Annotated in this window: 20 protein-coding genes; 15 read left to right on the plus strand and 5 right to left on the minus strand. The window is 69.4% G+C overall.

The window, feature by feature from the left end; all coding sequences use genetic code 11:
* Positions 1 to 33: 33 nt before the first annotated feature.
* Positions 34 to 1,176, plus strand: a complete 1,143-nt coding sequence (gene dnaJ, locus HMPREF2833_RS09570) for a molecular chaperone DnaJ (protein WP_019309236.1) — start codon at positions 34 to 36, stop codon at positions 1,174 to 1,176.
* Positions 1,173 to 1,934, plus strand: a complete 762-nt coding sequence (locus HMPREF2833_RS09575; protein WP_059281552.1) for a 16S rRNA (uracil(1498)-N(3))-methyltransferase — start codon at positions 1,173 to 1,175, stop codon at positions 1,932 to 1,934. Before dnaJ ends, HMPREF2833_RS09575 begins: the two co-directional genes overlap by 4 nt.
* A gap of 22 nt (positions 1,935 to 1,956) precedes the next feature.
* Here the strand turns inward: HMPREF2833_RS09575 and HMPREF2833_RS09580 are convergent, their stop codons facing one another.
* Positions 1,957 to 2,868 (minus strand): GerMN domain-containing protein, encoded by a 912-nt coding sequence (locus tag HMPREF2833_RS09580; protein WP_070637790.1) that lies wholly within the window; start codon positions 2,866 to 2,868, stop codon positions 1,957 to 1,959.
* 257 nt (positions 2,869 to 3,125) lie between these two features.
* On the opposite strand from HMPREF2833_RS09580, the gene HMPREF2833_RS09585 reads away from it, so the two are divergent.
* The 8 genes from HMPREF2833_RS09585 (at position 3,126) to HMPREF2833_RS09620 (ending at position 12,515) form a co-directional block, all read left to right on the plus strand.
* Positions 3,126 to 4,241: a PhoH family protein gene (locus HMPREF2833_RS09585; protein WP_039101160.1), complete on the plus strand. Its 1,116-nt coding sequence runs from the start codon at positions 3,126 to 3,128 to the stop codon at positions 4,239 to 4,241.
* A 47-nt stretch (positions 4,242 to 4,288) separates the two neighbouring features.
* Complete coding sequence (gene ybeY, locus HMPREF2833_RS09590) at positions 4,289 to 4,744, plus strand: rRNA maturation RNase YbeY (protein ID WP_180956188.1); 456 nt, start codon at positions 4,289 to 4,291, stop codon at positions 4,742 to 4,744.
* A 49-nt stretch (positions 4,745 to 4,793) separates the two neighbouring features.
* Positions 4,794 to 5,843, plus strand: a complete 1,050-nt coding sequence (locus HMPREF2833_RS09595) for a GTPase Era (RefSeq protein WP_039101162.1) — start codon at positions 4,794 to 4,796, stop codon at positions 5,841 to 5,843.
* 90 nt (positions 5,844 to 5,933) lie between these two features.
* Positions 5,934 to 7,538 carry an LCP family protein gene (locus HMPREF2833_RS09600; protein WP_039101163.1) on the plus strand — a complete coding sequence of 535 codons (1,605 nt, stop codon included), beginning with the start codon at positions 5,934 to 5,936 and terminating at the stop codon, positions 7,536 to 7,538.
* Positions 7,539 to 7,708: 170 nt separating this feature from the next.
* The gene (gene leuA, locus HMPREF2833_RS09605; protein ID WP_070637792.1) at positions 7,709 to 9,460 is read left to right on the plus strand and encodes a 2-isopropylmalate synthase; all 1,752 of its coding nucleotides are present in this window, start codon (positions 7,709 to 7,711) and stop codon (positions 9,458 to 9,460) included.
* 141 nt (positions 9,461 to 9,601) lie between these two features.
* The gene (gene recO / locus HMPREF2833_RS09610; RefSeq protein WP_180956187.1) at positions 9,602 to 10,354 is read left to right on the plus strand and encodes a DNA repair protein RecO; all 753 of its coding nucleotides are present in this window, start codon (positions 9,602 to 9,604) and stop codon (positions 10,352 to 10,354) included.
* A 110-nt stretch (positions 10,355 to 10,464) separates the two neighbouring features.
* A complete protein-coding gene (locus HMPREF2833_RS09615; RefSeq protein ID WP_070637796.1) occupies positions 10,465 to 11,256 on the plus strand; it encodes an isoprenyl transferase in 792 nt (263 codons plus the stop codon).
* 164 nt (positions 11,257 to 11,420) lie between these two features.
* Positions 11,421 to 12,515 (plus strand): quinone-dependent dihydroorotate dehydrogenase, encoded by a 1,095-nt coding sequence (locus HMPREF2833_RS09620; RefSeq protein ID WP_019309226.1) that lies wholly within the window; start codon positions 11,421 to 11,423, stop codon positions 12,513 to 12,515.
* A gap of 75 nt (positions 12,516 to 12,590) precedes the next feature.
* Here the strand turns inward: HMPREF2833_RS09620 and HMPREF2833_RS09625 are convergent, their stop codons facing one another.
* On the minus strand, positions 12,591 to 13,208 hold the full coding sequence (locus HMPREF2833_RS09625) for a DUF3043 domain-containing protein (protein WP_029603120.1): 618 nt from the start codon (positions 13,206 to 13,208) through the stop codon (positions 12,591 to 12,593).
* Positions 13,209 to 13,288: 80 nt separating this feature from the next.
* Here HMPREF2833_RS09625 and HMPREF2833_RS09630 point away from each other — a divergent pair, with 80 nt between their 5' ends.
* The 5 genes from HMPREF2833_RS09630 to HMPREF2833_RS09650 all read left to right on the plus strand — a co-directional run bounded on the left by HMPREF2833_RS09630 (position 13,289) and on the right by HMPREF2833_RS09650 (position 18,489).
* Positions 13,289 to 14,701 carry a dipeptidase gene (locus tag HMPREF2833_RS09630; protein ID WP_019309224.1) on the plus strand — a complete coding sequence of 471 codons (1,413 nt, stop codon included), beginning with the start codon at positions 13,289 to 13,291 and terminating at the stop codon, positions 14,699 to 14,701.
* A gap of 84 nt (positions 14,702 to 14,785) precedes the next feature.
* Positions 14,786 to 15,154 (plus strand): HesB/IscA family protein, encoded by a 369-nt coding sequence (locus HMPREF2833_RS09635; RefSeq protein ID WP_019309223.1) that lies wholly within the window; start codon positions 14,786 to 14,788, stop codon positions 15,152 to 15,154.
* Positions 15,155 to 15,549: 395 nt separating this feature from the next.
* Positions 15,550 to 16,356, plus strand: a complete 807-nt coding sequence (gene coxB, locus HMPREF2833_RS09640) for an aa3-type cytochrome oxidase subunit II (protein ID WP_019309222.1) — start codon at positions 15,550 to 15,552, stop codon at positions 16,354 to 16,356.
* Between the two features lie 10 nt (positions 16,357 to 16,366).
* Positions 16,367 to 18,088, plus strand: coding sequence for an aa3-type cytochrome oxidase subunit I (ctaD, locus tag HMPREF2833_RS09645; RefSeq protein ID WP_019309221.1), 1,722 nt, complete (start codon positions 16,367 to 16,369; stop codon positions 18,086 to 18,088).
* Positions 18,085 to 18,489: a cytochrome c oxidase subunit 4 gene (locus HMPREF2833_RS09650; protein ID WP_019309220.1), complete on the plus strand. Its 405-nt coding sequence runs from the start codon at positions 18,085 to 18,087 to the stop codon at positions 18,487 to 18,489. The genes ctaD and HMPREF2833_RS09650 overlap by 4 nt, the downstream gene beginning before the upstream one ends.
* 1,499 nt (positions 18,490 to 19,988) lie before the next feature.
* Here the strand turns inward: HMPREF2833_RS09650 and HMPREF2833_RS09655 are convergent.
* The 3 genes from HMPREF2833_RS09655 to HMPREF2833_RS09665 are packed head-to-tail and all read right to left on the minus strand — an operon-like array spanning position 19,989 to position 23,612.
* Positions 19,989 to 21,656 carry a cytochrome bc1 complex cytochrome b subunit gene (locus HMPREF2833_RS09655; RefSeq protein WP_019309219.1) on the minus strand — a complete coding sequence of 556 codons (1,668 nt, stop codon included), beginning with the start codon at positions 21,654 to 21,656 and terminating at the stop codon, positions 19,989 to 19,991.
* Positions 21,656 to 22,762 carry a cytochrome bc1 complex Rieske iron-sulfur subunit gene (locus HMPREF2833_RS09660; protein WP_082019268.1) on the minus strand — a complete coding sequence of 369 codons (1,107 nt, stop codon included), beginning with the start codon at positions 22,760 to 22,762 and terminating at the stop codon, positions 21,656 to 21,658. The genes HMPREF2833_RS09655 and HMPREF2833_RS09660 overlap by 1 nt, the downstream gene beginning before the upstream one ends.
* Positions 22,763 to 22,820: 58 nt before the next feature.
* A complete protein-coding gene (locus HMPREF2833_RS09665) occupies positions 22,821 to 23,612 on the minus strand; it encodes a cytochrome bc1 complex diheme cytochrome c subunit (protein ID WP_039101168.1) in 792 nt (263 codons plus the stop codon).
* Between the last annotated feature and the right edge of the window lie 57 nt (positions 23,613 to 23,669).

Here is a 23,669-nt window from a genome sequence, read left to right on the forward strand (position 1 = left end):
CACAGACCCGACGAAAGCAGAAGCGACGACATCGTGAGCGACCACTACGAAACCCTCGGCGTGAGCCGTGACGCCAGCGCCGAAGAGATCAAGCGCGCCTACCGCAAGAAGGCGCGCAAGCTGCACCCGGACGTCAACCCGTCACCGGAGGCCGCGGAGGAGTTCAAGCGCGTCTCGCACGCCAACGACGTCCTCTCGGACCCCGACAAGCGCCGGGTCTACGACGCCACGGGCAACGAGAACGGCACGGACACCGGCTTCGGCGGTGGCTTCCCGGGCTCCGGGTTCGGCTTCTCCGACATCTTCGAGACGTTCTTCCAGGGTGCGGGGGCGGGCGGCCAGCGCGGCCCGCAGTCCCGCACCCGGCAGGGCCAGGACGCACTGATCAACGTACGCATCTCCCTCAAGGACGCCGTGTTCGGGGTGGAGAAGGACATCACCGTGGACACCGCCGTGGTGTGCCCCGCGTGCGAGGGCTCCTGCTGCCAGCCCGGCACCAGCCCCACCACGTGCAGCATGTGCCGCGGCTCGGGGCACATGCAGTACCAGCGCCAGTCCATCCTGGGCATGGTCACCACTCAGGGCCCGTGCTCGCAGTGCAACGGCTTCGGCACCGTGATCGAGAGCCCGTGCCACGAGTGCTACGGCGAGGGCCGGGTGCGTGACCGTCGCCCGCTCACTGTGAAGATCCCCGCCGGCATCCAGTCCGGCAACCGCATCCGCCTGGGCGGCCAGGGCGAGGCCGGCACCGCCGGTGGGCCCAACGGCGACCTCTTCGTGGAGCTCAAGGTGGACCCGGACCCCACGTTCCACCGCGAGGGGGACGACCTCCACGCCCGGCTGCGCATCCCCATGACCGCGGCCGCCCTGGGCACCACCGTGACCCTGGAGACCTTCGACGGCACCCGCAGCGTGGCCGTGGAGCCCGGAACCCAGTCAGGTGCCACCGTGACCCTCGACGGGCTCGGCGTGACGCACCTGCGCGGCAAGGGACGCGGAAACCTGCAAGTCCACTTCGAGGTGGAGACCCCCCGCAACCTCACGGGCGAGCAGCGTGAGCTCGTGCAGCGGCTGGCGCAGCTGCGGGACGAGGAGGCCCACGACGGCACCACGGTCAACGCCACCGGCTCGGGCGGATTCTTCTCCCGGCTGCGCGGGCGGTTCAACGACCAGTGACCAACCCCGTCTTCCACCACCCCGGTGAGGGGCTCTCCCGGGCCCGTCCGGGGGAGCTCCTCGACGTGCACGGGCCCGAGGCGCGCCACGCGGTGACCGTGCGCCGGCTTCGCGCCGGCGAGCTCCTCGACCTCGTGGACGGCCACGGCACCCGCGCCACGTGCACCTTCAGGGACGGTGAGAAGGACCGGATGACCGTGGCCGTGAAGTCAGTCGCGCGTGAACCGCAGCCGCGGCCTCTGCTGAGCCTGGTGCAGGCACTGGCCAAGGGGGACCGGGACCTTCAGGCCGTCGAGTCGGCGACCGAGCTCGGGGTCTCCCGGGTGGTGCCCTGGCAGGCAGAGCGCAGCATCGTACGCCTGCGGGCCGAGCGGGCCGCCAAGACCATGGGCAAGTGGGAGTCGCTGCTGGCCACCGCGGCCAAGCAGTCCCGCAGGGCCACGTGGCCGGAACTGGCACCGTGGGTGGACACGGCCGGGCTGGCAGAGCTGATCCGTTCCGAGCCGGGCACGCTGTGGCTCGTGCTCCACGAGAGCGCGAACGTCCCGTGGTCGTCCCGCGAGGTGGCCGCCTGGGGCGAGCAGGAGCACGTGGCGGTGGTCGTCGGTCCCGAGGGCGGGATCAGCGAGCGGGAGCTCGAAGCACTGTGCGCGGCCGGCGCCCGGCCCGTGCGCCTGGGCGCCACGGTGATGCGCTCCTCCACGGCCGGTCCAGCGGCACTCGCGGCGCTGAGCGCGGTGCTGGGGCTGTGGGACTGAGGAGGACGGTTCCGGACCGTGCTCAGTCCGCGGGGGACACCGTGATCTCGTGGTCGTCCGCGATCGTGTGGCCCTGCTCGTCCGTGCCGCTCACCCGGACGGTGTAGGTCCCCGGATCCAGGTCCACGACGGTGCGCAGCTCCGTTCCTGTGGTGGGATCGGTGCCGGGCGTGGGTCCGTCCACGGTGTCGCCCTTGACGCGCCGCTCGCCCGAGGTGATCTCCCACCGGACGTTGTGCACGGAGGGCAGGATGCGGGCGAAGATCGTGAGCGGGCTGCCGGGATCCGTGCCCGTCTGGGGGTCGATGAGCCAGATGGGCGCCGCGAGCGCGGGGTCCCGCGTGAGCGGGTCGTCCAGGGTCACCGCGCCGAAGGCTCGGTACCCCGTGCGCCCGTCCACGAGGATGCGGACCTCCTTGGCGGTGGAGGAGTCCAGCAGGCCCGCGGTGACCGCGGCGGCGGAGACGGTGTAGACCATCTGCTGCAGCGCCATCCGGGCGTCCTGCTCGGAGAGCTGCGCGGTGAACGCCGCAGCCGGCAGGTCCACCGTGACGGTGCCGTCCGGGGTGACGCTGGTTCCCACGGTGTCGACCGCGGACCACAGTGTGCGGTAGTCGGGGTCGGAGGGCGCGGCCGCGGTGACGGTGAGGGCCGCGCGTGCCACGGGATCTGCGATGTCGCTCGTCACGGGGGTGCGGAACTCCCGGAGGAGGTAGTCCGACTCCTCGCCGGTGCCCACCCAGTACACGGGGGCCTGCTCCGTGGCCACACCGTCCACGGAGTCGTTGGTGCTGCCGGGCGCGGCGCCGATGCCCGGCGCGGCCGCGGACTTGTTGTCCGGGCGGTCTGCCGCATTGCCGCACGAGGAGACGCCGACGGCGAGCACGCCCGCCACCGCGAGCGCGGTGACGCGGTGCAGGATGCGGGTCGTCATGGGTTCCTCTCCGTCGCCTGGGTGCCTGTCGCAGTGGTCGTGACGGGCGGTACGACGCCGCGGGTGGCGTCGTGGACCGAGGAGACGGTGGCTGCCGTCCCCGGCCCGGCGGTGGTCGTGGTGGCGGGCGTCCCGCCGACGACACAACCTACCGGGGGAGAAACGTGCGGTGCCACCGTTGCGCGCGTGCGCACGGGACCGTTACCGGATTGCAACCCGCGGCCCCGGCCGGGCTGTGAGCGGATAGGCTGGGGGCGATGACCGAAGCACTCGAGGGCAACAACACCCTGACCACCGCATCCCGTCCCAGCCGTGAGACCACCCGTGTGAGCGTCCACATGCCGGACCGGGACACCGCCGTCCGCTGCCTGGGCCAGGCGGACACCACTCTGCGCCTGCTGGAGCAGCAGTTCCCGGCCGTGCGGATGACCGTGCGGGACCTGGACGTGGTGCTCGAGGGGCCCGTGACGGACACCCGCCTGGCGGCGTCGCTGCTCGAGGAGCTGCTGGCCATGGCGCTGCGCGGCACGGAGATCACCGAGCGCACCGTGATGCGCGTGGCCCGCATGATGCGTGACGCGCAGGACCTGCGGCCCTCGAGCGCGCTGTCCACGAGCATCCTGTCCACGCGCGGGCGCACCATCCGCCCCAAGACGGTGAACCAGAAGACCTACGTGGACGCGATCGACGAGCACACGGTGGTGTTCGGCATCGGCCCGGCGGGCACCGGCAAGACGTACCTGGCCATGGCCAAGGCCGTGCGCGCGCTGCAGGCCAAGGAGGTCAACCGGATCATCCTCACGCGGCCAGCGGTCGAGGCGGGGGAGCGGCTGGGGTTCCTGCCCGGATCGCTCAACGACAAGATCGACCCTTACCTGCGCCCGCTCTACGACGCGCTGCACGACATGATGGACCCCGAGTCCATTCCGCGGCTCATGGAGGCCGGCAGCATAGAGGTGGCACCGCTCGCCTACATGCGAGGGCGCACGCTCAACGACGCCTTCGTGATCCTGGACGAGGCCCAGAACACCACGCCCGAGCAGATGAAGATGTTCCTCACTCGACTGGGTTTCGGCTCCCGGATCGTGGTGACCGGTGACGTCACCCAGGTGGACCTCCCCGGCGCCACCAAGTCCGGGCTGCGCCAGGTCCAGCACGTGCTGGGCGGGATCGACGACATCGCGTTCTGCGAGCTGACCTCCGCGGACGTGGTGCGCCACGAGCTCGTGGGGGAGATCGTGGCCGCGTACGACCAGTTCGACACGACCAACAGGCACCGCGTGGAGCGCGCGCGGCGCAAGGAGGACCGGCGTGCCGCCCGCCCCGCCCACGGGACTGCGGAGGCCGGTCCGGGACAGGGGTCCGCGCGGTGAGCGTCGCGTTCGACCTGCCGTGGGAGACCCCCGAGGACCAGGCCGTCCTGGCGCCGTGCTGGCGCGCGGTGGACACGGCCCAGTTGAGCGCGCTCGTGGAGCTCGCCTTCCGGCGCTGGCACCTGCACCCGGACACCGAGGTCTCGATCGCCGTGGTGGACGAGGAGCAGATGGCCCAGCTGCACGAGCAGTGGCTGGAGCTGCCTGGCGCCACGGACGTGATGTCCTTCCCCATGGACGAGCTGCGGGAGGGCACCCCGGAGGAGCCCTCCCTGGGAGTGCTCGGGGACGTCGTGCTGTGCCCTCCGGTGGCGCAGCGCCAGGCGGAGGCCGCGGGGCACAGCACCGAGGACGAGCTGTGCCTGCTCACCGCCCACTCCCTGCTGCACCTGCTCGGCCACGACCACGCGGAGGAGGACGAGCGCGAGCGCATGTTCCGCGCGCAGCGCGCACTGCTCGAGGAGTTCCTCGGCCGCGACGCGCCCGTGGAGACGATGTCATGACCCCCCACCCGCCGCACCGCACCACGCACCGATCTTCCGAGGACGTCGCATGAGCCAGGACAGCACCCCCGCCGAGCAGGACTTCCGCGCCGGATTCGCGGTGTTCGTGGGCCGCCCGAACGTGGGCAAGTCCACGCTCACCAACGCCCTGGTGGGACGGAAGGTGGCCATCACCTCCAACCGCCCGCAGACCACCCGGCACACGATCCGCGGCATCGTCCACCGCCAGGACGGACAGCTGGTCCTCGTGGACACCCCCGGCCTGCACCGGCCCCGCACCCTGCTGGGTCAGCGGCTCAACGACGTGGTCGCGGAGACCCTCGGCGAGGTGGACGTGATCGGCTTCTGCGTTCCCGCCGACCAGAAGGTGGGTCCCGGGGACCGCTACATCGCGCAGCAGGTGGTTGCCGCCGTGGGGCGCACACCGGTCGTCGCGATCGTGACCAAGGCCGACCTCGTGCCGCAGGACCGGCTCATGGAGCAGCTGCTCGCGGTGAGCGAGCTGGGCCGCGAGGTCGTCACCGCGGAGCGCGCCCAGCGTGAGGCCCGCCAACGACGCCGCGACGCCGCGTCGTCGGGACGGCCCCCCTCCGCGCCGAGCCGGGATGCGGCGTCGGACGAGGACGCCGGCTGGGCCCACGTGATCCCCGTGAGCGCCGCGCACGGCTACCAGGTGGACGAGCTGGGCGAGCTGCTCGTGTCCCTCATGCCGGTTTCCCCGCCGCTGTACCCGGAGGGTGACCTCACGGACGAGCCGGAGATCACCATGATGGGCGAGCTCATCCGCGAGGCCGCCCTGGAGGGCGTGCGGGACGAGCTGCCGCACTCCCTGGCCGTGGTGGTGGACGAGGTCTCCGAGCGCGAGGGGCGCTCGCCCGAGAACCCCATGCTGGACGTGCACGCGAGCCTCTACGTGGAGCGTCCGTCCCAGAAGGCGATCGTGATCGGCAAGCGGGGGGCGCGGCTGCGCGAGATCGGCACGCGCTCCCGTGAGCAGATCGAGGCGCTGCTCGGCACCCGCATCTACCTGGACCTCCACGTCAAGGTGGCCAAGGAGTGGCAGCGGGACCCCAGGCAGCTGTCCAAGCTGGGGTTCTGACCCGGTCCGCGCCGTCCCCCGCGGGGCGCGCCGCGCCGGAGCGATCGTCGGCGCCGCGACCCCGCGAGACCAACTTCCCAGGAGTCACCGGTGGAACCCAGTCCCAGTCACCGCAGCCGCCGTGATCCCGGTGCGGCGGCGCCGTGGGCCTCCCAGCCCGCGCAGAGCGCCGCGCCGGCGGAGGAGCCGTTCGAGCTCCGTCAGACGGGACGCCACCACCGGGCCCGGGAGCACCGCTCCTCGACCCGCAGGATCGCCGTGATCCTCGTGGTCCTGGCGCTGATCAGCGTGATCGGACTGGGCGGGGTGGCGGCGCTACGGCTCACGAGCAACCTGACGTCCAGCCCGCTGGACCTCTCGGAGGATTCCGGGGCGGTGGAGGGTGGCCCGCTGGACATCCTGGTGATGGGCTCGGACACGCGCAGCGGCAAGGGCAACAGCGAGTACGGCAGCGCCGAGGACTCCGAGGGACGCACGGACGTGATGATGCTCGTGCACGTCACCGAGGCCCGGGACGCCGTGACCGTGGTGTCCTTCCCACGGGACCTCGTGGTGGACATCCCGCAGTGCACCGACCCCGAGTCCGGGAAGGTCTACCCGGCCGGGACGGACATGCTCAACAGCGCGGTGGAGCGCGGCGGCCCCGGGTGCACGGTCGCGGCCATCAACAAGCTCACCGGTGTGGACGTGGACCACTTCATGCTGGCGGACTTCAACGCCGTCACCGAGCTCTCCACCGCCGTGGGCGGCGTGGAGGTGTGCGTCAACGAGGCCGTGGACGACCCCAAGTCCGGGCTGAAGCTGCCCGCCGGCATCTCCACCGTGGAGGGGGAGCAGGCCCTCGCGTTCCTGCGCTCCCGCGCCGCGTTCGGCAACGGCGGGGACGAGGCCAGAATCCGCTCCCAGCAGGCCTTCCTGGCGTCCCTGACACGCAAGATCCAGGCGGACGGGACGCTCACCAACCTGCCGCAGCTCTACCACATCGCCGAGGTCATGACGCAGAACCTGCACGTGGACCAGGGGCTCACCTCCATTCCCGCGCTCGTGGAGATCGGGGGCACCTTCAACGGCATCGACCCGGGCAGCATCGCGTTCGTCACGGCCCCCACGCACCCGCACCCGGAGGACCCCAACCGGCTGCAGCTCGAGGAGCAGCCGGCCCAGAAGCTGTTCGCCACCCTCCAGCAGGACGTCGGGGTCACGGGCGGCACGCAGGGCTCTTCTTCCCCGTCCGCGCCGTCGCCCGCCACACCGGACGACGCCGCACCGGCGGCACCCGGTGCCGCCGCGCCGTCGAGCGCCACGCCCTCCGCGAGCGCCCCCGCGGTGGCCCCGGCCCTGGTGCCCGTGACCGTGATCAACCGCTCGGACGCGGGAGGGCGGGACGCGCAGCTCGTGTCCGTGCTGAAGAAGGCCGGCTACGAGCAGACCCGCAGCGGCCGCTCGGGCGCCCAGCTGTCAGCCACGCAGATCTTCTACCACCCGGACTGGGCGGTGGCCGCGGACGACGTCGCGCGGCTGCTCAACGTCTCCGACAGTCAGCTGGTGGCGTCCTACGAGGTCGAGGGCGTGGAGGTGGCCGTGGGGCAGGACTTCACGAGCGGGGACCGGATGACCCGGGACCAGCAGCTGCCGGACGGGCTCGACGGCCAGACGGCGGAGCAGTTCACGTGCCAGGCCACAGCGGACGGCTGACGTTGTGGTGATGCCCACCCCGGGTGGTACGTTGGATCACATGCGGACCAACGTGCAGCGACTCCTGCTTACGTGCCGCAGCGGGGCCTGACACAACGATCGACGGCCGAGCACCCGCTGCGGAGTCGCCCGGTGCCGGCCACCACGTCACAGCTCGAAAGGCCCCTCCCGTGAAGAACCTGCAGCGCCCCTCCGGCATGCCCGCCCACAAGTACACCCCGTACCAGCAGAACTTCCCGTTCGACATGTCCGACCGCACGTGGCCGGACAAGGTGGCCACCACGGCGCCGCGCTGGTGCGCCGTGGACCTGCGGGACGGCAACCAGGCCCTGATCGACCCCATGGACTCCCACCGCAAGCTGAAGATGTTCCAGCTGCTCGTGCGCATGGGCTTCAAGGAGATCGAGGTGGGCTTCCCGTCCGCGTCCCAGACCGACTTCGACTTCGTGCGCACTCTGGTGGAGGGCGGTCACATCCCGGACGACGTCTCCATCCAGGTGCTGACCCAGTCCCGGGAGCACCTGATCGAACGCACCTACGAGGCCATCGACGGCGCCAAGAACGCGATCGTTCACCTCTACAACTCCACCTCCACCCTGCAGCGGCGCGTGGTGTTCCAGCAGGACATGGACGGGATCGTGGACATCGCCCTGACCGGCGCCCGGCTGTGCCGCAAGTACGAGGAGCAGCTCAGCGGCACGAACGTGGTGTACGAGTACTCCCCGGAGTCCTACACCGGCACCGAGCTGGAGTTCGCGGCCCGGATCTGCAACGAGGTGGCCGAGACCTTCGAGATCGGCGACGGACGGCAGATGATCGTCAACCTGCCCGCCACCGTGGAGATGGCCACCCCCAACGTGTACGCGGACACCATCGAGTGGATGGGCCGTCACCTGTACCACCGGGAGGACATCATCCTGTCCCTGCACCCCCACAACGACCGCGGCACGGGTGTGGCCGCCGCGGAGCTGGGCTACCTGGCCGGGGCGGACCGGATCGAGGGGTGCCTGTTCGGCAACGGCGAGCGCACCGGCAACGTGGACCTGGTGACCCTGGGTCTGAACCTGCTGACCCAGGGAGTTGACCCGCAGATCGACTTCTCGGACATCGAGGAGATCCGCCGCACCGTGGAGCACTGCAACCAGCTGCCCGTCCCCGAGCGCAGCCCGTACGGCGGGGACCTGGTGTTCACGGCGTTCTCGGGCTCGCACCAGGACGCCATCAAGAAGGGCTTCGAGGCCATGCAGCGCGACGCCGAGCAGCAGGGCGTGGGCGTGGACGACCTCGAGTGGGCGGTGCCGTACCTGCCCATCGACCCCGAGGACGTGGGGCGCAGCTACGAGGCCGTGATCCGCGTGAACTCGCAGTCCGGCAAGGGCGGTGTGGCCTACCTGCTCAAGAGCGAGTACGGGATCGACCTGCCCCGCCGCGCCCAGATCGAGTTCTCGGGTGCCGTGCAGAAGTACACGGAGACGTCCGGTTCCGAGGTCTCGGCGCAGCAACTGTGGAAGATCTTCTCGGACGAGTACCTGCCCACCACGGATGGCACCTCCCGGTGGGGCCACTACCGCATCACCTCCATCTCCACCCACGCGGAGGACGAGGGCGGCACCGTCCTGGAGATCGGTCTGGACGTGGGCGGTGAGCACCGAGAGCGCACCGCGCAGGGCACCGGTCCCATCGACGCCCTGATCAACCTGTTCAACCAGGAGGGTGTGGACGTGCGCCTGCTCGACTACACCGAGCACACCCTGTCCGCCTCCGCGAACGCCCAGGCGGCCAGCTACGTGGAGCTGGCGGTGGGGGACCGGGTGCTGTGGGGCGCCGGCATGGACAGCAACACCACCCGCGCGTCGCTCAAGGCCGTGATCTCAGCCGTCAACCGCGCGGTGCGGGACGCCCAGGGCACCGAGCAGGACTGATCCCGGCCGTTCCCGGGTGCACAGGCACCCCGGTCCCGTCCTCGGCGAGGCCCCGGTCACGCTGGCCGGGGCCTCGCCCGTGCGGTCCACCCGGCCAGGCTGGGGCGCCGGGAGGGTGCGCGTGGTGGCACAATGGCGCGCGTGTCCCGTTCAACCTTCGCCTCGCGCAGCTACCGCGACGACGCCGTGGTGCTGCGCACCTACAAGCTGGGTGAGGCGGACCGCATCGTGATCCTGCTGAGCGCCGAGCACGGGCAGGTGCGGGCGGTGGCCAAGGGCGTGCGGCGCACCACGTCCCGCTTCGGGGCCCGTCTGGAGCCGTTCAACGTGGCCGAGGTGCAGCTGGTCCACGGGCGCACCCTGGACATCGTGTCCCAGGCCATCGGCAAGCGGTCCTACGGGGAGCGGATCGCCACCGACTACGAGCGCTACACGGCGGCGGCGGCCATGGCGGAGACGGCGGAGAAACTCACGTCGGACGACCACGACACCTCCTCCCAGCACTACCAGCTGCTCGTCGGAGCGCTCTCGGCGGTGGCCCGGGGACTTCACGAACCGGGGCGGATCCTCGATTCGTACCTGCTGCGGGCCGTCTCCCTGGCGGGGTGGACGCCGAGTTTCGTGGACTGCGCCCGCTGCGGTGCTCCCGGGCCCCACCGGTCGTTCTCCGCCGCACTCGGCGGGGCCGTGTGCCCGCAGTGCCGCCCCCCGGGCTCGGCCGCACCGAGCGACGCCACGTTCCAGCTGCTGGACGGTCTGCTGCGCGGTCACTGGCCCACCATCGACGCCGCCGATCCCCGGACGGCGCGTGCGGCGGCCGGGTTCGTGGCCACCTACGTCCAGTGGCACATGGAGCGCACCGTGCGAGCCCTGGCTCTCGTGGAGCGAGCGTGAACCTGGGACGCAGCACCGGAGGCCCCCGCAGACCGCTGACCCGCACGGGGTGGGCCGTGCCAGGTCCTAGGGTGGGGGAGTACCGACCGTCGCTCCGAGAGGACCACCGCGTGAACCGCTTCAGCCCCCCGCCGCCGCACTCCAGCGGGGAGACCGCGCCCGACATCAACCCCGCCCTTCTTCCCCAGCACGTGGCGCTCGTGATGGACGGCAACGGCAGGTGGGCCAATCAGCGGGGGCTCCCGCGCACGGAGGGCCACAGGGCCGGGGAACGGGCTCTGATGGACGTGGTGGCCGGTGCCATCGAGCTGGGCATCCCCAACGTCTCCGCATATGCCTTCTCCACGGAGAACTGGAAGCGCTCACCGTCCGAGGTGGCCTTCCTCATGAACTTCACGGGGGACGTGATGTCCCGCCAGCTGCCCACGTTCCAGGAGTGGGGGATCAGGGTCCGCTGGGCCGGGCGACGCCCGCGGCTGTGGGGCTCGGTGATCAAGCGGCTGGAGACCGCCGAGCGCGAAACGGAGGGCAATGACGTCATCACGCTGACCATGTGCGTGAACTACGGCGGCCGGGCGGAGATTGCAGACGCCGCCGCAGCCATGGCCCGTGACGCCCGTGAGGGTCTGCTCAAGCCGGGGTCCATCACGGAGGACACCGTGCAGCGGTACCTGGACGAGCCGCAGCTGCCGGACGTGGACATGTTCCTCCGGTCCTCCGGGGAGCAGCGGCTGTCCAATTTCATGCTCTGGCAGTCCGCCTACGCCGAGCTGGTGTTCCTGGACGTGCTCTGGCCGGACATGGACCGGCGGGTGCTGTGGCGAGCCGTCCAGGACTACGTGGAGCGGGACCGGCGCTACGGGGGAGCGGTGGATCAGGCGGTGAATCCGGAGGGATCCTGACGGGCTCAATGCTGGAAGTCTTCATCAAAACTTGAGCGCCAACCCGTGACACTCACCTGAAACTTGAAGCACTAAGGCACCGATCACGCCACCCAGTGGCTCCCGCGGCTCCCCGTCCGACGCAGACCGATCTCGGCCCGGAGCCCGTGTGGGAAACTGGACCCATGCGCGTGTATCCCGCCTTCTTCAAGGCCGCCTTCTCCTGGATGGATCCCGAACTTGCCCACACCCTGGGTTTCGCTGGCATCTCGCTGACCCGTCGTTGCGGACTGGGCCGCGTGCTCTCGCGGTTCACCGCCCCGGATGCCGGGAACGAGGTGACCGTGATGGGCCTGACCTTCCCCTCGCCCTTCGGGCTGGCCGCCGGCTTCGACAAGGGGGCCACGGGAGTTCACGCCCTCACCGATCTGGGCTTCGGCCACGTGGAGGTCGGCACGGTCACGGGGCATGCTCAGCCCGGCAACCCCCGCCCCCGCCTGTTCCGGCTCGTGCGGGACCGCGCTGTGGTCAACCGGATGGGCTTCAACAACGACGGAGCCCAGGCGGTGGCTCCCCGCGTGGCGGCTGCGCTGCAGAGCCTGGCGCAGGAGGCGGCCCGGACCGGGCGGCGTCGTCCCGTGGTGGGCGTGAACATCGGCAAGACCAAGGCGGTGGAGCTGGAGCACGCCACCGAGGACTACGTGCGCAGCACGCGCTTGCTGGCCCCCTACGCGGACTACCTGGTGGTCAACGTGTCCTCGCCCAACACCCCCGGGCTGCGTCAGCTCCAGGAGCTGGACTCCCTCCGGCCGTTGCTGCGTGCCGTGCGCGCCGAGGCGGACCGTGTCACCTCCCGGCGGGTGCCGCTGCTGGTGAAGATCGCCCCGGACCTGGCGGACGAGGACGTGCTCGCCGTGGCGGACCTGGCCATGGACCTCGGGCTGGACGGCATCGTGGCCACCAACACCACGATCGCCCGTGACGGGCTGGGACTGACCACGGAGCAGGACGAGGTCGTGCGCTGCGGTGCCGGTGGCCTGTCGGGTGCCCCGCTGCGTCGGCGCTCCCTCGAGGTGCTCCGGCTGCTGAAGGCGCACGTGGGGGACCGTCTGGTGCTCGTCTCGGTGGGCGGTGTCACCACGGCGGAGGACGTCGTGGAGCGCCTGGATGCTGGTGCCTCCCTCGTGCAGGGGTACACCGCGTTCCTCTACGAGGGGCCGTTCTGGGCCGCACGGATCAACAAGGGCCTGCGGCGCGCGGCCCGGCGCACCACCCGCTGATCGTCGCCGCCCCGGCGAAGGACAGGGGCCCGGACCACCACCGTGGTCCGGGCCCCTGTCGTTCGAGTTCGGGCGTCACTCGGGACGTTCGCCCCGCCGCACCTGCGGCTTGGGAAGGCGCAGCCGGCGGATCGTGAACGCTCGCATGGACGCGTACCAGCGTGTGCCCCGCTGCACGGTGCCGAACTTGCGCTGCATGGCTTTGTGCATGCGCTGGGACATGATCACGGCGTCGATGATGCTCAGCGCCACGTACCCGTACACGACCCAGATCAGGGTCATGGCCAGGGACTGCACCGGCAGGAAGAGGATGAGGAACACGAGCAGCAGGAAGATCAGCACGTACTCGCCCACGTTGAACCGGGCGTCCACCCAGTCGCGCGCGAAGCGGCGCTGGGGTCCCGCGTCCCGCGGACCCAGATAGCGCTCGTCCCCGGCGGCCATGCCGGCCTGGGCCTGCGCGCGGCGCTGGCGCTCGGCCTGCTTGGACTCCGCCTTGGCGGCCTTGCGGTCCTCGGGAACCAGGGGGCGACGACGCGCGGCCTCCTGCTCCCGGCGGGTGGGCGTGGGGCGGCCCTTGCGGCCGTCGGCGGGCTGCCCGCCGCGGTCCGGGGTCTCGGCGGCCTCGGTCACGGCCGTGGCGCGCACGGCGGTGGAACCCGTGGATTCTTCTGTCTTCCTGCGTCCAAACACCCGACCAGCCTAACGGAGTCCCGGGCGGGCTCCGCGCGTGCGACCTGCCACCTCGCGGTCGGCGCCGTTAGGCTGGGCCCATGAGCACAGACTTCACACGTCCCAGTTCCGACACCGTCGAGGCCCTCCGGGCGAGCGTGGAGAGCTCCCGCGCCACGCTGCTCGGCGAGCTCGGTGAACTCGTCGCGATTCCCGGCATCGCCTGGGACTCGTTCGACGCCGCCGACCTGGACCGCAGCGCCGAGGCCGTCGCAGCCCTCCTGCGCGGTCTGCCGTTCGACAGCGTGGAGGTGCTGCGCGTGCCGTCGCCGGACGACGCGGGCCACCCGGCCGTCGTCGCGCGCCGGGCCGCGGCTCCGGGGCACCCCACGATCCTGCTGTACGCCCACCACGACGTGCAGCCCCCGGGCAGGCGGGAGCTGTGGAACACCGAGCCCTTCGAGGCCGTGGAGAAGGACGGACGTCTGTGGGGTCGCGGCGCGGCCGACGACAAGGCCGGAGTGATGGCCCACGTCGGAGCGCTCCGGGCGTTCTTCGAGCACCACGGTGAGGAGCCCGGACTGGGAATCACCGTGTTCGTCGAGGGTGAGGAGGAGGCCGGCTCGCCCGGTTTCGAGGCCTTCCTGGCGGCCCACAAGGACAAGCTCGCCGCGGACGTCATCGTGATCGCGGACTCCGCCAACTGGGAGGTCGGCGTCCCCGCCCTGACCACCACGCTGCGCGGCGTCGTCGGTGGGATCGTGGAGATCAGCGCGCTGGACCACGCGGTGCACTCCGGCATGTTCGGCGGTCCCGTCCTGGATGCGCCCACGCTGCTGTCCCGACTGATCGCCACGCTGCACGACGACGACGGTGCCGTGGCCGTGGCCGGGCTGCTGAGCGAGGACGCCACGGACGTGGACTACGACGAGGCCCGCTTCCGCGCGGACGCCGGCGTGCTCGACGGCGTGCAGCTGGCCGGGCGCGGCTCCATCTCCTCCCGGATCTGGACCCAGCCCGCCATCTCCGTGACCGGCATCGACGTCACGGACGTGGACCACGCCTCCAACACCATCGCCGCCAGTGCCCGAGCCAAGCTCAGCCTGCGCGTGGCCCCCGGGCAGGACCCCAAGGAGGCCGCCGAGGCGCTGCGCACGCACGTGCTGGATCACGCCCCGCTCGGTGCGCACGTGACGTTCGAGGTCGAGGAGGCCGGGCCGTCGTTCCGCGCGGACGACACCGCCGTGAGCTCGCAGATCGCGCTGTGGGCCTTCGAGCAGGCCTGGGGACGTCCGGCCGTGACCGCCGGGATGGGCGGGTCGATTCCATTCACCGCCACGCTCACGGAGGCCTACCCGGACGCGCAGATCCTGATCACCGGCATCGAGGACCCGGACACGCGCGCCCACAGCGCCAACGAGTCCCTGCACATCGGGGACTTCCTGCACGCCGTGACGGCCGAGGCCCTGGTCCTCACCGCCCTCGCCGAACAGGGGCGTGGCGCCGCGGAATGATTCCGCGCACCACCGCGTTCCACCCGCAGAACCGTTGAACCGCACTCAGGGGCAGGCCCCCGGGTCGCACAGAAAGCGAGCACCATGAGCGTCACCACGGACAACGAGACCACCCAGGACCTGCCCGCCCACGAGGTCCTGCTCACCGACAACGCCGCCCAGAAGGTCCGGGACCTCCTCGAGCAGGAGGGCCGCACGGACCTGCGCCTGCGCGTCGCGGTGCAGCCCGGCGGCTGCTCCGGGCTGATCTACCAGCTGTACTTCGACGAGCGGGTCCTGGACGGGGACCACGTCCGCGACTTCGGCGGCGTGGAGGTCATCGTGGACAAGATGAGCGTCCCGTACCTCAGCGGCTCCACCGTGGACTTCGAGGACACCATCTCCAAGCAGGGCTTCTCGATCGACAACCCCAACGCGCAGGGTTCCTGCGCGTGCGGGGACAGCTTCCACTAGGACCACGCCGTCGCGAAGGGGTGCGCAGGGCCTGACGGGCCCGGCGCACCCCTTTTCCGTGCCCGCACACCTCGGCCGCGCCACCCCGTGACGCCCCCGCGCCGGCTCCACCGGGCGAGCGAAGCCCTGCCCCCGCACGCGCACGGCGCCGCCGCGTGGTCCGGGGGAGCGGGACACCGCCCCGTGGGCGGGCACGACACGGCGCGCTGACACAGTGTCAGCACATCGAGGGGGTGAGGGGTAAGCTTCCGAGGGAGAACCATTAACGGGCAACGTGTCCTCTGTGCCCACGCGCAGGACCGACGCCGAGCCCACGTACAGAAGAGGAAGGGCCGTCTGTGAGTTCGCAAACTCGAACCGGCAGCCGCCGCGGTCGGAAGCTGAAGCTCTCGGCAGTGGCAGTCCTGGCGACGATCTCGCTCACCGCGTGCTCGGAGCAGGTCGAGGTGGGCTTCCTGCCCACCGAACGTGGCACCACCGACAACGCCGATCTGATCATGGACCTGTGGATCGGCTCGTGGGTCGCGGCCCTCGCCGTCGGTCTCCTGGTGTGGGGCCTCATGCTCTGGTGCATGGTGGCCTACCGCCGGCGCAAGAACGAGACGGGCTACCCTCGCCAGCTCGCGTACAACGCACCGCTGGAGATCTTCTACACCATCGTCCCGATCGCCATGATCGTGACCCTGTTCTTCTTCTCCTTCCGCGCCCAGACCGAGATCACGGACCGCTTCGAGAACCCGGACACCAAGATCCAGGTCTACGGCAAGCAGTGGGCGTGGGACTTCAACTACGTGGACGACGACGTCCACTACCAGGGCGTCCAGGCACACCTCACCGGTGAGCCGGGCGTCGAGGAGACGCTGCCCACCCTCTACCTCCCCGCCAACAGCGAGGTGGAGCTGGAGATCACCTCCCGTGACGTCATCCACTCGTTCTGGGTTCCGGCATTCCTGGAGAAGATCGACATGATCCCGGGCCGCACCAACTACATGAGCTTCACCACCGGTCACGAAGGCACCTTCGCCGGCAAGTGCGCGGAGCTGTGCGGTGAATACCACTCGGAGATGCTCTTCAACGTGGCCGTCGTGAGCCAGGAGGAGTACGACGCCCAGATGCAGAAGCTGCGCGACGAGGGCAACACCGGCCTCGTGGGCGACGAGTACAACCGCAATCCCAATCAGAACGAAACCTCCAACAACTAGGGGATAGGCAATGTCTACGCTCGAATATTCGCGGGACGACGCGGCAGCAGCCGCACCCCGCGTTGTGCCACGCTCCAAGGGCCGGGTGATCGTCAACTGGCTCACCTCCACGGACCACAAGACGATCGGGTACATGTACCTGATCTCCTCGTTCATCTTCTTCTGCGCGGGCGGCGTCATGGCGCTGCTCATCCGTGCCGAGCTCTTTCAGCCCGGCATGCAGATCCTGGAGACCAAGGAACAGTACAACCAGCTGTTCACCATGCACGGCACGATCATGCTGCTGATGTTCGGCACCCCGCTGTTCATCGGTTTCGCCAACGTCATCGTGCCCCTGCAGCTCGGCGCACCGGATGTCGCGTTCCCGCGTCTGAACGCGCTGTCGTTCTGGTTCTTCCTGTTCGGCTCGCTGATCGCGGTGTCGGGCTTCCTCTCCCCGCAGGGCGCCGCCTCCTTCGGCTGGTTCGCCTACGCGCCCTTGAACAGCACCACGTTCAGTCCGGGTGTCGGTGGTGACCTCTGGGTCTTCGGCCTCGGACTGCAGGGCTTCGGCACCATCCTCGGTGCGGTCAACTTCATCACCACCATCGTGTGCATGCGCGCGCCCGGCATGACCATGTGGCGCATGTCCGTGTTCACCTGGACCACGCTGATCACCTCCATGCTGGTCATCATGGTCTTCCCGCCGCTGGCCTCCGCGCTGTTCGCGCTGGGCATGGACCGTCGCCTGGGTGGTCACATCTTCGACCCGGAGAACGGTGGCGCCATCCTGTGGCAGCACCTCTTCTGGTTCTTCGGTCACCCCGAGGTCTACGTGCTCGCCCTGCCGTTCTTCGGCATCGTCTCGGAGATCATTCCGGTGTTCTCCCGCAAGCCGATCTTCGGGTACAAGGGCCTGGTCTTCGCGACCATCGCCATCGCGGCCCTGTCCGTGACCGTGTGGGCGCACCACATGTACGTCACCGGTGCTGTGGCCCTCGGCTTCTTCTCCTTCATGACCATGATGATCGCGGTCCCCACCGGCGTGAAGTTCTTCAACTGGATCGGCACCATGTGGCAGGGCTCGCTCACTTTCGAGACGCCCATCCTGTGGGTGCTGGGCTTCCTGTTCACGTTCCTGTTCGGTGGTCTGACCGGCATCATCCTGGCCACCCCGCCGCTGGACTTCCACGTGTCTGACACCTACTTCGTAGTCGCGCACTTCCACTACGTGATCTTCGGAACCATCGTGTTCGGCATGTTCGCCGGCTTCTACTTCTGGTGGCCCAAGTTCACCGGCAAGATGCTCAACGAGCGAATCGGCAAGATCCACTTCTGGCTGCTGTTCGTGGGCTTCCACATGACCTTCCTGATCCAGCACTGGCTGGGCGTGGACGGCATGCCCCGCCGGTACGCGGACTACCTGCCCGAGGACGGGTTCACCTGGATGAACCAGTTCTCCACCATTGGCTCCATGCTGCTGGGCGTGTCCATGATCCCGTTCTTCTGGAATGTGTACACCACCCACCGCAATGCCAAGAAGGTGGAGGTGGACGATCCCTGGGGCTTCGGCGGTTCTCTCGAGTGGGCGACCTCCTGCCCGCCCCCGCGCCACAACTTCACCTCCCTGCCTCGGATCCGTTCCGAGCGCCCCGCGCTGGATCTCCACCACCCGGAGCTCTCCGCGTTCTCGAGCCAGCAGTATGATGCCGAGACCCCCCTGGTCGGCGGCAGCGGAAGGAACGGACGATGAGCACCACTATCAAGACCTTCCTGATGCTCGGTGTCTTCTGCACCGTGGTCGGGTTCGTATACGGCTACGTGACGGACTTCCAGGAGCTCGCGGGCTTCCCGGCTCTGCTGGCGGTCGCGGCCATGAGCTTCATGCTCGTGGTGTACCTCTGGCTCGTCCAGCGCTCCACCGGGGGCACCCTCCCGGAGGACCGCGAGGACGGCGAGATCGTGGAGATGTCGGGCGAGTACGGCGCCTTCTCCCCGTGGAGCTGGTGGCCGCTGCTTCTCGGTCTCGGTTGCGCACTGTTCGTGACTGCTCTGGCCATCGACTGGTGGATCGTGGGGCTCGCTGTTCCCGTGGCGCTGCTCGGTCTGCTCGGCCTCGTGTTCGAGCACAGCCGTGGAGACCACGCCCACTGACGGCACGCGTCTGAGGTCTACTCAAGGAGCCCGCACTGTCCCCGGACGGTGCGGGCTCCTTCATGTCCAGCGGTGGCGTCCGAACTTCGACATCCGAGATGTCCGCCGCCTGATCTCAGGGGCGGGCCCCGTGATGTCAGGACCAGCACCGAGTACGGGCGAGGCGCACCGGCACCGGTACCGAGCCATCCTCCAAGCCCCACCCGGGGACGAGGCCGTGTGAGCCCCCTGCGCCTGTAACGGGGCCCCGGATGGCAGGGCCCTCACAGAGAGGCCCGTACAGCGGCCGCGTGCCCGGGTGGAACCTCAGCGGGTCCCCGGGCCTGCACCGGGTGTCCTGCGACGGCCGGCGTTGCTCCGTGGGCCCCATCCCGCGACTGCGGGCGGTGGTCCCGAAGATCGCCTCCCTGAATCCACGTTCGTAGGATGTTGTTGCGCCCCGCAACCGCGTGCACCAGACAGCCCGTCGGGCGGTGCACAATCTCCCTCGGCAGGCTCGGCAGGCTCAGCAGGCTCAGCAGGCTCAGCAGGCTCGGCAGGCTCAGCAGGCTCAGCAGGTTCAGCAGGTCCGAAAAGCCCGGAAGGCCCGGAAGGCCTGGAAGACGGGTAAGTAGGTACTCCGGCAGACCAGTAGTGACGGATCTGTTCCCTCCGACACTCACGGGGGTGGGCCTGGCTCTCTACCGGCTTCTGCTGCCCCTGTAGCACGCTGAAAGCGCTGCGCTCCGTCCGCGGCCGGTGTTCCTGGGCGACGGCGTGCAGACGACCAAATTACCGCGGAGCAGGATCTTCCACGACCTGCGGCGCCGAGCGGGGGAGGCGCGTCAGCACACGACCGGTGGTGGAACTGCTGCGGGGAGGGCCCGTCCCAGGTGTTCATGTGTGCCCTCCGTTGACCCCTGAGTGCGTCTGCGGACCCCTGAGCCACGTAAACTCTGCCCGACTGGCGGGGGTGGGTCGCCAGGAGCGGGGAGGGAGAGAGGCCGTGGTTGTGCGGGACCGGCCCTGTGGCCGGCAGGTGCAACGTCACGACGTGAGGGCCAGCTCCGGTGAACGGGAATGCCCGCTGTCCTCCTCAACGACGCGAGGGCCAGCATTGAGGATGCATGGAGGATGCCTGTCATGTGCGCGTTCATCCGACAGTACCGCGTGTGCGAGACATGGCATCCGCGCTGGGGCGCCTTGTTGTCTCCGAGCCGAGGCTGCCGGTTGTGTCCCGACCGGCGCGCGTGGTGGTGTCCGGCCAGGGGCGCGTAGTGGTATCCAGCCCGGACGCGGTGTCAGAGCGAGGGAAGATGGCACCTGATGATGCCCCCGCGCTCCGCGGCCCCGGGTTCTTCTGGCCGCGGCAGGAGGCCTCGCCGGCAGACATCCTCGTTGACCAGACCAGCGCCTGGCCTCCGCGGGGCCATCTCAAGGAGTGCAGATGAAAAGTGGGCCCGTGGGGATCCGAAGATCTCCACGGGCCCACGGCCAAACGGCTGCTAACCCGTGCGCGGCTACTTCTCGATCTGCGCCGAGTGCGACCCGGCGCCCACGGCGACAGGCTCCGCACCGTGGTGACCGTGCGCGGCTTCGAGCTCCGCCGGGGTCACGGGGGCCACACGGTCCTCGAAGAAGAACTGGCTCAGTCGGCCGCGCATCTTCTCGGAGGACGTGATCTTGCCCTTGGCGTTCGCCCGCGCAGGCTGCACCTGTCGGTCCTCGAAGTCCACCAGCTTGTAGCGGCGGTACTCGTCGAGCGGCTCGTGGACCTCCACGAATTCACCGTGGGGCAGCGCCTGGATTCGACCGGACTCGCGGCCGTGCAGGACGATCTCGCGGTCCTTGCGCTGCAACGACAGGCAGAATCGGCGCACGATGATGAACGCCAGGATGGGGCCGAGGAAGTACAGCGCGCGCAGCCAGTAGATGACGTCGTTCACGGCCACGTGGAAGTGGGTCGCGATGAGGTCGCCGGAGGCGGCAATCATCTGAACGGCGTAGAAGGTCACGCCAGCGGCGCCCACGGCCGTGCGGAACGGCGCGTTGCGGGGGCGGTCCAGAACGTTGTGCACGCGGTCGTCGCGGGTCACCCAACGCTCGATCCAGGGCCAGGCGAACATGGCGCCGAACATCGCGGCCATGGGGATCAGCGGCAGCAGGATGGCCAGGGGGAGGACGATCCCGAAGATGTCCACCTCCCACGAGAAGGGCCACGAGCCGGGCATGAGCCGCAGGCCGCCGTCCGAGAAGCCCATGTACCAGTCGGGCTGAGAGCCCGCCTGCACGGGGGAGGGATCGTAGGGACCGTAGTTCCAGATCGCATTGATCGTGGTGGTGCCGGCCATCAGCGCCAGGATGCCGAAGACGATGAAGAAGAACCCACCGGCCTTGGCTGCGTACACGGGGCCCACGGGGAAGCCGACCACGTTGTCCTCGGTGCGGCCCGGGCCAGGGAACTGGGTGTGCTTGTGCACGACCACCATGAAGAGGTGGACCACGATCATCATGAGGATCAGCGCGGGGATGATCAGCACGTGGACGATGTACAGGCGACCGATGATCGCGTCACCCGGGAACTCGCCGCCGAACATGAACATCGAGATGTAGGTGCCCACCACGGGGATGGACTTCGCGATGGCGTCCGCGATGCGCAGGCCGTTGCCGGAGAGCACGTCGTCCGGCAGGGAGTAGCCGGAGAAGCCGGCCACAATCGCCAGGATGAACAGCACGCAGCCCACGACCCAGTTCAGCTCACGGGGGCGGCGGAACGCGCCGGTGAAGAACACGCGCAGCATGTGCACGGAGAGCGCCATGACGAAGAGCAACGCGGACCAGTGGTGCAGCTGACGCAGGAAGAGCCCACCGCGGATGTCGAAGGAGATGTCCAGGGTGGAGGCGTAGGCGCCGGACATCTCCACGCCCTGCATGGGCACGTAGCTTCCGGTGTACTCCGTGGACGTCATGGTCGGGTCGAACCACAGGGCCAGGAAGGTGCCTGACAGCAGCAGGATCACGAAGCTGTACAGCGCCACCTCGCCGAACATGAAGGACCAGTGGTCGGGGAAGACCTTGCGCCCGAACTCCTTCACGATGGAGGACCCGCCCACGCGAGTGTCCACGAAGTTGGCAATGCGTCCGGTGCGCGTGGTGGGCCGGTATTCGAAGTCAGTAGATGTGGACATCAGTTCGCCTCATCCTGCATGTCTTGGACGGCGAAACCACGCTGGGAGTAGGTGGGTCCCACGGGTTCGTGGAAGTCGCTACGGGCAACGAGGTAGCCGTCGGAATCAACGGAAATGGGCAGCTGCGGCAGGGGGCGGGATGCCGGGCCGAAGATGACCTCACACTCGTTCGTGAGGTCGAACGTGGACTGGTGGCACGGGCACAGCAGGTGGTGCGTGTGCTGCTCGTACAGGGCGATGGGGCAGCCCACGTGCGTGCAGACCTTGGAGTAGGCGAAGATGCCGTCCACGTTCCAGTCCTTGCGGTCCTCGGACACGTTGACCTGGTCCGGGTCCAGACGCATGAGGAGCACCACGGCCTTGGCCTTCTCGTCGAGGTAGCCCTCTTCGTGGCCGAGGCTCGTGAGGTTCTCGGGGATCACGTGGAACGCGGAGCCCAGGGTGACGTCCGAGGCCTTGATGGGGGTCCCGGAGGGGTCACGCACCAGGCGGACGCCCTCGTCCCACATGGTGTGGCGCAGCACCTTGAGGTCGGTCGGGCCGAGGTCCTTGAGCAGCCCCACGAAGGGGAGGGGCATCAGGACGGCCGCACCGATCAGGGTGTTGCGCAGCAGCGGACGACGCTTCACGCCGGACTCGTCGTAGATCGTGTTGAGGATGCTCTGCGCGTCAGCGCGCTGCTCCTCGGTGCGGATGTCGTGACGCATCTCCACGATCTCGTGGTCAGGCATCAGGGTGCGGGCCCAGTGGACCACGCCGATGCCGATGCCGAACATTCCGAGTGCGATGCCCAGGCCCAGCAGAAGGTTCTGCAGGCGCAGCTGGGAAGTGGGCTCGGTGTTGACCGCATCGTAGAGCGGGCCGTCCACGCGGACGCCGAAGTACCCCACGAAGAAGATCACGGATCCGATGATGGAGAGCAGGAACAGCAGCACCACCTGGTGCTCTGCCCGCTTGGCCGCCTTGGGGTCGACGTCCGTCACCCGCGGACGGTGCGGCGGAAGCCCCGGATTGTGAAAGCGGTCCTGGTCCGCGCCGTCCGAGGTGACTACCGCCCCGCTGTCGTGGGGAGTGCCATCACGATGGTCGCCCATGTGGTCCCTCATTCTTCTCTTGGTGCTGTGAATAGTGTCTTGGGTGCCGGCCGGTGGCCGACGGGTGCTCTCAGGCGGAGCGGGAGGTCAGCCAGACGGTGAAGCCGATCACCACGACCAGGCCAATGGTCCAGATGAAGAGGCCCTCGGAGACGGGGCCCAGCGAGCCGAGGCTGAAGCCGCCCACCGTGGTGTTGTTGTCGAGGGTCTTGAGGTACGTGATGACGTCCTGCTTCTCCTCGGGGGTGATGTTGGCGTCGTTGAAGACGGGCATGTTCTGCGGGCCGGTCTGCATGGCCTCGTAGATGTGCTTCTCGCTGACGCCCATGAGGGAGGGAGCGTACTTGCCGCGCGTCAGCGCGCCGCCCTGGCCCGCCGCGTTGTGGCACATGGCGCAGTTGGCGAGGAACACCTTGGCTCCGTTGGCGGAGTCGCCCTCGGCGATGTCGAGGTACTCCTCCTCGGGAACCGTGGGGCCCGCACCGAGGGACGCGACGTACGCCGCAAGCTGGTCGGTCTGCTCCTGGCTGAACTGCTCGGGCTTGACCGGGGCCTGGGGGCCCTGCATCTGCATGGGCATGCGCCCGGTGCCCACCTGGAAGTCGACGGCGGCGGCGCCGACGCCGATCAGGGACGGGCCGGTGTCGCTGCCCTGGGCCTGCATGCCGTGGCACGTGGAGCAGTTGGCCTGGAAGAGCTTCTCGCCCTCCTGGACGTCCTGAGCCGAGTAGCTGGTGGTCTCGGCCTTGGCTTCATTGGTGGTTGTGGCAACTGCGTAGAGTCCACCGGTCAGAAGCAAAGCCATGACCAGCAGCGCGAGGGCTGCCAGAGGATGGCGGCGCTTTTGTGAGAGTGCCTTCACGTCAAACGTTCCTTTTACTCGGTTCTAGATCAGGGAGGGGCGGATGGTCCGGTGATG

The organism is Kocuria sp. HMSC066H03 (genome assembly GCF_001812045.1).
In the GTDB taxonomy this organism is placed as follows: Bacteria; Actinomycetota; Actinomycetes; order Actinomycetales; family Micrococcaceae; genus Kocuria; species Kocuria rhizophila.

Bases quoted from the DNA above. Each gene is read 5' to 3' on its own strand.
- ctaD (WP_019309221.1), top strand. From the start codon at position 16,367: ATGTCTACGCTCGAATATTCGCGGGACGACGCGGCAGCAGCCGCACCC.
- HMPREF2833_RS09580 (WP_070637790.1), bottom strand. From the start codon at position 2,868: ATGACGACCCGCATCCTGCACCGCGTCACCGCGCTCGCGGTGGCGGGC.
- HMPREF2833_RS09630 (WP_019309224.1), top strand. From the start codon at position 13,289: ATGAGCACAGACTTCACACGTCCCAGTTCCGACACCGTCGAGGCCCTC.
- HMPREF2833_RS09635 (WP_019309223.1), top strand. From the start codon at position 14,786: ATGAGCGTCACCACGGACAACGAGACCACCCAGGACCTGCCCGCCCAC.
- HMPREF2833_RS09660 (WP_082019268.1), bottom strand. From the start codon at position 22,762: ATGAGGGACCACATGGGCGACCATCGTGATGGCACTCCCCACGACAGC.
- HMPREF2833_RS09620 (WP_019309226.1), top strand. From the start codon at position 11,421: ATGCGCGTGTATCCCGCCTTCTTCAAGGCCGCCTTCTCCTGGATGGAT.
- HMPREF2833_RS09595 (WP_039101162.1), top strand. From the start codon at position 4,794: ATGAGCCAGGACAGCACCCCCGCCGAGCAGGACTTCCGCGCCGGATTC.
- HMPREF2833_RS09650 (WP_019309220.1), top strand. From the start codon at position 18,085: ATGAGCACCACTATCAAGACCTTCCTGATGCTCGGTGTCTTCTGCACC.
- HMPREF2833_RS09585 (WP_039101160.1), top strand. From the start codon at position 3,126: ATGACCGAAGCACTCGAGGGCAACAACACCCTGACCACCGCATCCCGT.
- HMPREF2833_RS09655 (WP_019309219.1), bottom strand. From the start codon at position 21,656: ATGTCCACATCTACTGACTTCGAATACCGGCCCACCACGCGCACCGGA.